This is a genomic window from Pseudomonas sp. NBRC 111143, assembly GCF_001320965.1.
In the GTDB taxonomy this organism is placed as follows: Bacteria; Pseudomonadota; Gammaproteobacteria; order Pseudomonadales; family Pseudomonadaceae; genus Aquipseudomonas; species Aquipseudomonas machongensis.
In genome coordinates this window covers 38,052-46,501 of sequence record NZ_BCBT01000050.1, presented here as the reverse complement: position 1 = coordinate 46,501, position 8,450 = coordinate 38,052, and the positions used below count along the sequence as shown (strand labels likewise).

Below are 8,450 nucleotides of genomic sequence, written 5' to 3'. Positions count from 1 at the left end.
CCTTAGATGACAAGTCTAATAGCCACCAAACAGTAGTCGAGAAATGGGTCCGGCGCGTTCTCGGGGGCTGCTTTGCTCAACGCGTGAATTGCCATCCCCGCACTGTTGACCGTAGGCTCCGATTGCAAAGAGCCATCAGGAGCCCAAATGGACCGGGAAGCTATCGAACATGCCAGGCGGCTGAGGAGCACCATGCAGGCCGCGATTGATGCTGGGCTGATTCGAACTCGACAGCAGCTACTCGCAGTGGCCGCGAGCAACGACCTGAGCGTCACGCGTAACGGTCGTGACTACGCCGGCTTCCTCTGCAAGAGCGGAAAGCGGCTCAGAGTCCGATTTGACTTCAAAGACCGTCCGCCGCCAGGCTCTGAGAAAATCGTGCGTCGAACGGAGACAGGCGGCTACTGGATTTACTCGCTGACCGCACAGAGCGATGACGGTATTCGTAAAGCCTGTTACATCGGCCAGGCAGCTAACCTGCGCAAGCGCCTGCGAGAGCATTTCAATCACGCCAGAGTGGGGCACAGCTCGTACGCGCTATTTGAATGGGCAAAACATGAGCAGGTGGAGGTTCGCGCTGCTGTGTTGACTTGGGTCGCAGGCACCCAAAGCAATGCAACCTACTTTGAAGGTTATTGGCTTGAGCGTGCGCTGATGGCTGGATTTGAGGCGCCTGACGTCCAAAACTGGGGAAGGCTCCCTAAGCCTGAAAGCCTACCTGGCCAGCCAATGAGTTGGCCGGAGACAGAGGTACAAGCCAAATCTATACCGCTCGCCGACATCATCATGAAAAAGCTCACCCTGCAGCCACTGTGTGCCAGGGAAGCGCCTCCTCATCAGGCCGAATTGGATTTCGACGCATGAGAAGGCCAGTTCATATAGCTGTGTACTCAGCCCCCTTGAGCAGCATTCTAGTGCTATGAGAGTGAAACGGATTTAATCTGGCATCCAGATCATAGGGAGGTCAGTGCAATGAGTTCATCATTATTGAGTCCTCAAGGAGGGGCGGTAGCTCAACCACCGATGTTCCTGTTGACCCAAGCTGAATCAGGAAGCTTGAGCCCACTGGACATCCTGCATCTTGTTAAAGCTGGTTTCGCCCTGAGTGATGTCCAGGTTATGGTCCACTCGTCGTGCCTGTTCAAGGCCCGCAAGCTACTGGAGCAAATCATGGGGAAGTCTTCTCGGACTATCCAGCGGTTGAGTGCTCCCCATAACGAAGTCCGGTTGAATCCCCAGCAGAGTGCAGTCGCGGTCCAGTACGCCCAAGGCTTGGATCTTGCTGTGACGGTCTTCGGCTCTCAACCCCTAGCCGAGCATTGGCTGGGACGGCCATGTAAGCATCTGTCAGGTATGGTTCCCTTCGAGATGCTTGATACCTCGGTGGGTTTCAAGGTTGTGATGGACTACTTGGAACGCGCTCGCTTGGGTGTATACCAGTAGCAGCGACCCTGCACGCGATTCTTCGGGGCGGATCTGCTCTCGTGCGCTCGCTGACGCAAGGAGATAGGGATGAAAGTTATCGGCATAGTCGAAATTGAAGGCGTCAGTGATGTTGTTTGCGATGTCTACCGATTCACCACGAAAAAAGCAGACCTCATATAAGTGTATCTCCCAACGCTCACTGTTATGCTTTGACCCATCCCCTTTATTCAATTAAATTGGCCACAGCTATTCGAAAATTCAGAATACCAAGAGCGAATTTTTCTCAAGCGTTAAAGAACATCTCCGACCGGCCACTAGTTACTGCAACACAGGAATTATTCGACTATGGCCAAATTGGCCTACTGCCGACGATGTTCACAAGACCTCATTTCGTACAGCACCTAGCTGCGACGATACTCGTACATCACAATTGTGTCCTTATAAGCGAGCTCAAAAAGTTCGTCAGTGCACTTATTCTTAGCAGAAGGAATATTGTAGTTCAATGAATATCCGAGCCTATGCATAAGATCAACTATAATGGTTCTCGCCATTTCCAAAACATGCATATCATTGACTACCATCGACTGCTTAATACTCATAAACTGAGTAAAATTCAACAACCACTGGCTAATCTTTATCATGCTTGGCTGACGAGAAAACTCCTCAGTAAGACAGATTCTATCCTCCTGCTCTTCAACTGAAACAGAAGTTGCGTTAAAATTCGCATCAATTACCATTGAGTAAAACGGCTCATCCTCTCTAAAGAGAGAATTCACATCTCGACCAATGAAAACCGAGTCATATTTCCCATAAACTTCGTGGCGCGCGACGTTTCCATCCGAGTGATCAGCCGGCTTCGGAAAGACAGTTTTTCTATAAAATGGCTTGTTAATGAGAAAGGTGTAGTCGCTCAGCATATGCGACAGATCATTACGAATTGCGGTCTGCCAATCAATCTTATTATTTTTTTTGCCCCCAAAGTGAGAAAGACAGGTGTGCGTCCAGTAACCTATAAACTCCCAGTATATTGCGACCAGCAACGGCTGCCGGTGAGCCTTTGCGTATTCGCGCAGGGTATGCTTTTGCTTCGGAATTATAGTGCAATTTTGGGCGGCACCTTTTACATATTTGACGTCTACTAATAAAGGAAAGGTGTCTTTTTGAGAATTTTCAATTAGCAGTGAGTAATCTGGAATTTGGAATTTCTTTTTGTATTTCTCTGCCTGAGCTTGATGAAGTCCACTAATGTTCTTGATCCAGGGCAAAGAAGAGTACAAATGCTTATAATTGTCCTCAATAGTCAACCCACTAGTGATCCGTTTGAAATTATCCTTAACAGACCTGTTCGATATTTGGTCAAGCAGAGTGTCAAGAACCTCTGGAGAAACATCAAAGTACGTTTTTAATTGATGTAAAATATTTGCTTTTTCCATGTCGCTCATCTTGCTTCCCTGCATAAATTGTGGTAATCAAAAATTATGCATCATCCAAGTAAATTTTTCAACTATGCGCGTTTTCTTGCAGATCTACTCGGAGGATGGTAGAACCGTCTCTATCCATGGCTTGAGCAAGGACGGTCAACAATGTATCCAACCAATAAGCAATATATTCGATTGATAGTCAGGCTTACCCTTTATTTTTTTTTTGTCGTGTTGCTATTCGCCGTATTTTACTGGGCTCTTTCACTCGCAAAGGTTCCAGTCTTCCAAAATCTCTCATGTGTTAGCTTCAGCGATGCTTGCTATTTTAGCTTAGTAACAGTGACAACGCTCGGGTACGGCGACCTGCAACCTCTGGGTTTAGCACGAGCGCTTTCAAGTATAGAAGCAGTCACCGGATTAGTTCTTGCAGGCTATTCTATTTCACAGGTGGTATCTCTCAAGCAAGAGAGGTTAATTGAACACTTGGTGGAGGAGCGTTTTGTCTTTAAATATAACGCTTGCTTAGCCAACCTAGTTGAAGGAAAGGAACTGATCGGCGATCGTAGGCGCGAAGCTAAAGAGTTGGTAGTGCCCGCAAAAAAACACGGCGCAGATGACAGGTCAAGGATAAATGACCGCCAGTTTATGTTTAACCAAGGTAATCCGTTTTATCCAGCTTTGCGAAGCATGAAAATGCTTAATGAGTGCGCGGAATACGCTCATCGTTATCAGAAGATAGCGGCACTTCGAACCAGCATTGAGGCTACTTTTTATCAAATTGAAGAGCTAACAAGCATTGCGCGAAAGTATCTACTTAACTTAACCCAGCTTAAGGTTGCCTGGAAAACACCGCGAACATTAAATATCCTAAATGACCTGCTGGAAGAAGTCGATGGTTTCGTTGAGAACTACTTTAAAGATACGCAGCTGGCTAATAAAAAATATAAGAGTGGTGTGAAGTCATATCATGAAATTTACCTTACGCGAGTCGCAGATATTCGGTCACTAATTTCAACTGTATAAAGCCCCGTTAAAAAAAGATATAAGACTCCGTACGGTCCCCGAGTAATTTCATCAGCGCCCTTCGGGGCTAGGCTCTGTACGAAATCCCGAGAAAACCAATCGCCGCCCCTTGAACACCGAGATTTTGTAGAGTCACCCGCCCTCGACGGAAAGGAATTCTGTGATGGCAAAGCGTTACGAACTCTCGGAAGAGGCCTGGGGAGTAGTCTCCGATCTCTTCATCGAAACCCATGGCCGAGCGCGGCCTCGCTTGAGCGACCGACTGATGCTTGATGGCGTGCTCTTGGGTCTCTGCTCGGGCGCTGGGTGGCGAGATATGCCGGAGCGCTTCGGCCCGTGGTCAACGGTGTATCAACGGTTTCGGGGCTGGCGAAATCAGGGGACGTTCGATCAGATGCTGAAACGCCTGCACCTGAGATTGAATGAACAAGGCTTGATCGATCTGCTAACCTGGATGATCGACTCAACCGCAGTACACGCAACCCGAGCCTCTTCTGGCGCCGAGAAAAAAGGGGGCCTGACGAGCCTGCCGATCACGCTCTAGGCCGCAGTCGCCGCGGCCTGACAACCAAAATCCACATGCTCTGCGACGCTAACGGGACACCGTTGCGCTTCCTACTATCTGGCGGTCAAGCCAGTGACATTCGAGCCAAAATGGCCACCCGCGCAAACGCTGCAAATGGCTGCTTGCCGATAAAGGCTACGACGCCGACGCACTACGCCGCTATTGCGATCAATATCGGATGCAGCCCGTCATCCCGCTGCGCTCGATGAAGCGCAAACCCAAGCCTGGCTTACCCAGGCTGTTTTATCGGCCCAAGTACCGACAGCGCAACATCATCGAGCGCATGTTTGGCTGGCTGAAAGAGAACTGCCGGATCGTAACGCGCTTCGATAAGCTCGCTAAAAGTTGCGCCGCCATGGTTTCCCTGGCTTGTTCCATGCGGTGTTTGCGACATCTCTTTTCGTACAGAGCCTAAGATGCTCCCCTGCCGCCCAAAGTGTACGCGAGCTCAAACTGATCTGGCGCTGCGGCCATGAACCACACTTGCTGAAATCTATTTGAGATGAGATAACTCGTTGTCGAAGGGCATCATCTCGATGAGTGCGCGTCTCTCTATTACCAAGGACCGTCATTCATGATCGTGCGACTTGGAACGAAGTCTGGTGACCACGAATGACGGCCATTGAGCCATAGCTGCCTTTGTGAAGAGCGACTACGGCGTTAGCTTACGACAAAGTTTAAATCAATTCTGTGCTAACGCTTGTCAACTTCAGGGAACGATCTGGCGAGCTAATACCTCGTATAAACTCGCATAGGCCTCGAAATGAGTTGTTTGCCGCTGGATGCATTGTTGAGAGAAGTGGCGCTGTACATTTTCGAACAGCAATTTTCCTGGTGTGAAGCCTTGTGGTAAGGGCTGTGCATTAGGGGCCGCAAACTTGAATAGCTTTGCAACTAACACGAAGTCCTTCCTGCACTTATCGGAAGCATGAGCGACCCGATTACGGATGGAAATCGCATATTTCAATAGGTTCAGTTGGTTACTAATACAGCTATAGGGATGGGCCGAGAAAAGGAAGTTAGCAGTTTTCACTACCCATTGGTAATCAGTGACCTTTAGGTAGTGTTTGGCAGGATCGTAGTTTGGGTTCTGGGATAGAACCACATAGGCATCTGATAATGTGGCAGAATAACCTATTTTGGCCGTCGGCTTGTAGCCTGAGTTGGTCGTAGCATTGGCAACATATCTTACAAGTGTTCCTTCCAAGAACTCTTCCCAAGAGGCAACCAATCCCATGAATGCAAGCTCAGCTACCTGAAGCACATGCGAGGGATGAATACCTTGTGATTTGGGAGAGTAGCGAGGCAACGCGTGAACCGACTGAACCAATTTTCGTGCGGTTTTAATCTCCCTGATAAAGTTGTCGCGAACGTGGTCTACCGCAATTCTACGAGTCAATATCATGCTCCCGGTTAGATTGAGGCCCGGCGCTGTAACACCTAGTTTTTCGCGAGTAGCCCAAAGGCCACTCGCTGGGTCAAATGACCTTAGTCTAGAAGCGAAAGACGGCCTAGGGCTACCCTTATGATGAATGCTGCTAGCGCGCCTGCATGAGCATAAAAATTGGTGTAACCACTACATGCTATGGCGCCGAAGATCATTCGCCTTCTCAGAATCTAGGCGCGGCTAGTCATCTTGCAGCGGGGCAATATAAGATTTATTCAATGTAGGTTAGCATCTAAAAATCAAAATAAGAATCTTCTTCGCAAGATTTTCTCTTGCGACCATATAAAATTGCAGCCTCATTAACTGTAAGAGTCGGCCCAAGATAGAGCTGGACCATATTCATCCTGAGAATTTTGAACTCAAAGAAACTTAGATCTATTTCTAGCTCTTCCGTAAAGCACTTCTCATAAGCTCTTGCGTCGTATCCCTTGAACTCTACGCCCAAGGATTTTAGTGCCCTAAACACCCTAACCACACCCGATATAAAAATCGGCATGATATCGAGATACACTTGCTTTTCTGGATATCGCTCAGATTTAGCCTCTGTCTGAATCTTCATAAAACTAAGGCCTTCCGCTATGAGATTGAACCGTTTTTGGAGATCGGCCGTTTTTCCGATCCCCAGAAGTTCTGGCGAATTCTTACTGGGATCTAGGCGAGAATATATGTCATCCAACTTGATAAAATGATGCATGCGTGATTGCTCGCCGCCCACAAATTTATGGCTCGCCAGTAAAAATGCTGCTCCCTCTAACCTCTCAGGGGCCTCGCAGAGCCACAACTCTGGGAGCAAACTGGAAAATAACGAGTGATCTCGATGATGCAACGCATTACGCAAGGCAATCAGCAAAGATGTATCCGACTGTGCAAAGTAATCGAACTCATCTTTAGAGACATCGTACAGTGTGTGAAAAGCCTCTAACTTTGCTTCCCAGGCTCTATCTAAGTTCTCGATAGCTTCCTCTTTGTCAACTGCTACCAAACTCTTGTAACGAAGATGTTCCTCACCATAGATCCGCATTGTATTGGCAAGCCGACTGACCGCCCTCTGTACGATTTCCTTTTCCATGAGCCATCCTAGGAGTTATGTTGAAATATTTACGTTAGTGGCATTGAGTCGTAACTGTAACCCACTGGCTTCGCCAGAACCCGATACAACTGCTCCAGACAATAGTCGGAGCCTACTCAACATTACAAGGCCTCCACGAGTGGCTTCTCCTAGCCGCTTGCGGTGCGACGCGAGGGACGGCGGTGCGTCGTCAGCGGCTGTTAGCGAAGGCGCCTATACCCACTAGCCAGCAGGAGTAAGTTTCCATTAGCCTCAGGACCACCATCGGCATGCCTCCAAACGCTCAAAGTAGCGGGCAGCGAAATCGTCCATTCGGCGTTAGGATAACGACCTTTTTCATTGCACGAGTGTCTGCGACACGCATAGGCGTGTAGGCCGGTTGCAGAATGATCCTTCATGAAGAGGATTCGACTCTCGGCCGGGCGAATCCATGACTCGGGCCTTGGCCTGGAGCGTGCAAACGCCTTGCTAACAATCTGAAACCAAATGTGAAGCATGCTGCCTAGGCTTGCCGCTCAGCAACTGCGGTGGACACCCCCTTAGCCAAATGTTGAATGGTCTCGATGGGTTTTTTTGCAGTGTGCTGGTCACATCCGATTCAAATGGCTGGCCAATTTGAATGCCAACAGGTGGTTAAGTGGGATGCAAACGCCTTGTCAGTTCAGGTGCAATTTCCCAAAATTTTGTTACACACAAAGTTACAGTGCCCCACCACGCCTCTAGCCTTGGTGAACTACGCTTCTTCATTCCAATAAACCGAGGTTAATGCGTATGGCCGGTGGGATTTTTCATGTGGAGTTTCGCGCGAGCACAGGCGATTTCGGTGACGGACTCGTGGTTGTGAAGGACGGCGCGGTGAATGGAGGCGATCCTCACTACCTCTACCAAGGGGAGGTTCCAACTCAATCTGGCGAGTTCGAATCACGGTTTATCGTTCGGAAATATCGTAACGGTAACGTAAACGTCGTAGGCATCGACAACTACACCCTTTTGGCGAGGGGGCGCGTTGACTACGAGGGTGGCACCATCGAGCTGCGCGGAGCCGTGGAGGGACACCCTCAGCTAACCATTCAGCTAGGTGGCCGTAAAATCCAGCCGGTAGTGTGAGCCAGCGTCGATACCGCCTTCGCTTTTCACCCATACCCCTTGGGTTGTTGCTGGATAGGGGGCCTTTCCTCGACAGGCAAAGCCCAAAAAAAGACCCCGCCGATTGGCGGGGTCTTTTATTCAGTGATCCAAGCGATCAAGCATGTCCAGCACACCGCTGAACAAGCGACCAGCGTTAAGCACGCCAGTGATCACCTGCAAAGCGCGCCACACCTAGCGCAAAGGAAGTTTCAACCCCATTGGGGAAGGCTCCTAGTGCAGGAACCGGACTCCGACCGCCTCTCCGGGCTCGGCGGTCGGCTGATGATTTGTTGTCGAACGCATCATCAAGTCCGAATTCTGTGAATAGGCCCATTCCCGGCACGGTTCCACCCATGGTTGAGGGGCCAAGCG

General features: G+C 49.3%; 7 protein-coding genes and 1 pseudogene. 5 read left to right on the top strand and 3 right to left on the bottom strand.

What is annotated here, in order from left to right:
* The first annotated feature begins 147 nt into the window (after positions 1 to 147).
* On the top strand, positions 148 to 864 hold the full coding sequence (locus APH44_RS22565; protein ID WP_054894628.1) for a GIY-YIG nuclease family protein: 717 nt from the start codon (positions 148 to 150) through the stop codon (positions 862 to 864).
* A gap of 108 nt (positions 865 to 972) precedes the next feature.
* The gene (locus tag APH44_RS22560) at positions 973 to 1,443 is read left to right on the top strand and encodes an antitoxin Xre/MbcA/ParS toxin-binding domain-containing protein (protein WP_054894627.1); all 471 of its coding nucleotides are present in this window, start codon (positions 973 to 975) and stop codon (positions 1,441 to 1,443) included.
* Between the two features lie 383 nt (positions 1,444 to 1,826).
* On the opposite strand, the gene APH44_RS22555 is transcribed toward APH44_RS22560, so the two are convergent.
* Positions 1,827 to 2,867 carry a hypothetical protein gene (locus APH44_RS22555; protein ID WP_054925601.1) on the bottom strand — a complete coding sequence of 347 codons (1,041 nt, stop codon included), beginning with the start codon at positions 2,865 to 2,867 and terminating at the stop codon, positions 1,827 to 1,829.
* 141 nt (positions 2,868 to 3,008) lie between these two features.
* Between APH44_RS22555 and APH44_RS22550 the strand changes: the two genes are divergently transcribed.
* Entirely contained in the window at positions 3,009 to 3,869 is an 861-nt protein-coding gene (locus APH44_RS22550; RefSeq protein ID WP_054894625.1) for a potassium channel family protein, read from the top strand.
* 163 nt (positions 3,870 to 4,032) lie between these two features.
* A pseudogene (locus tag APH44_RS29390) lies at positions 4,033 to 4,849 on the top strand (IS5 family transposase).
* Between the two features lie 294 nt (positions 4,850 to 5,143).
* Here the strand turns inward: APH44_RS29390 and APH44_RS29845 are convergent.
* Both APH44_RS29845 and APH44_RS22540 read right to left on the bottom strand, forming a co-directional pair.
* On the bottom strand, positions 5,144 to 5,833 hold the full coding sequence (locus APH44_RS29845; protein WP_156343780.1) for a hypothetical protein: 690 nt from the start codon (positions 5,831 to 5,833) through the stop codon (positions 5,144 to 5,146).
* Positions 5,834 to 6,113: 280 nt separating this feature from the next.
* Positions 6,114 to 6,950 (bottom strand): hypothetical protein, encoded by an 837-nt coding sequence (locus tag APH44_RS22540; RefSeq protein ID WP_054894623.1) that lies wholly within the window; start codon positions 6,948 to 6,950, stop codon positions 6,114 to 6,116.
* Positions 6,951 to 7,721: 771 nt separating this feature from the next.
* Between APH44_RS22540 and APH44_RS22535 the strand changes: the two genes are divergently transcribed.
* Positions 7,722 to 8,057 (top strand): GrlR family regulatory protein, encoded by a 336-nt coding sequence (locus tag APH44_RS22535; RefSeq protein ID WP_054894622.1) that lies wholly within the window; start codon positions 7,722 to 7,724, stop codon positions 8,055 to 8,057.
* Positions 8,058 to 8,450 lie beyond the last annotated feature (393 nt).

Bases quoted from the DNA above. Each gene is read 5' to 3' on its own strand.
- APH44_RS22560 (WP_054894627.1), top strand. From the start codon at position 973: ATGAGTTCATCATTATTGAGTCCTCAAGGAGGGGCGGTAGCTCAACCA.
- APH44_RS22565 (WP_054894628.1), top strand. From the start codon at position 148: ATGGACCGGGAAGCTATCGAACATGCCAGGCGGCTGAGGAGCACCATG.
- APH44_RS22550 (WP_054894625.1), top strand. From the start codon at position 3,009: ATGTATCCAACCAATAAGCAATATATTCGATTGATAGTCAGGCTTACC.
- APH44_RS22555 (WP_054925601.1), bottom strand. From the start codon at position 2,867: ATGAGCGACATGGAAAAAGCAAATATTTTACATCAATTAAAAACGTAC.
- APH44_RS22535 (WP_054894622.1), top strand. From the start codon at position 7,722: ATGGCCGGTGGGATTTTTCATGTGGAGTTTCGCGCGAGCACAGGCGAT.
- APH44_RS22540 (WP_054894623.1), bottom strand. From the start codon at position 6,950: ATGGAAAAGGAAATCGTACAGAGGGCGGTCAGTCGGCTTGCCAATACA.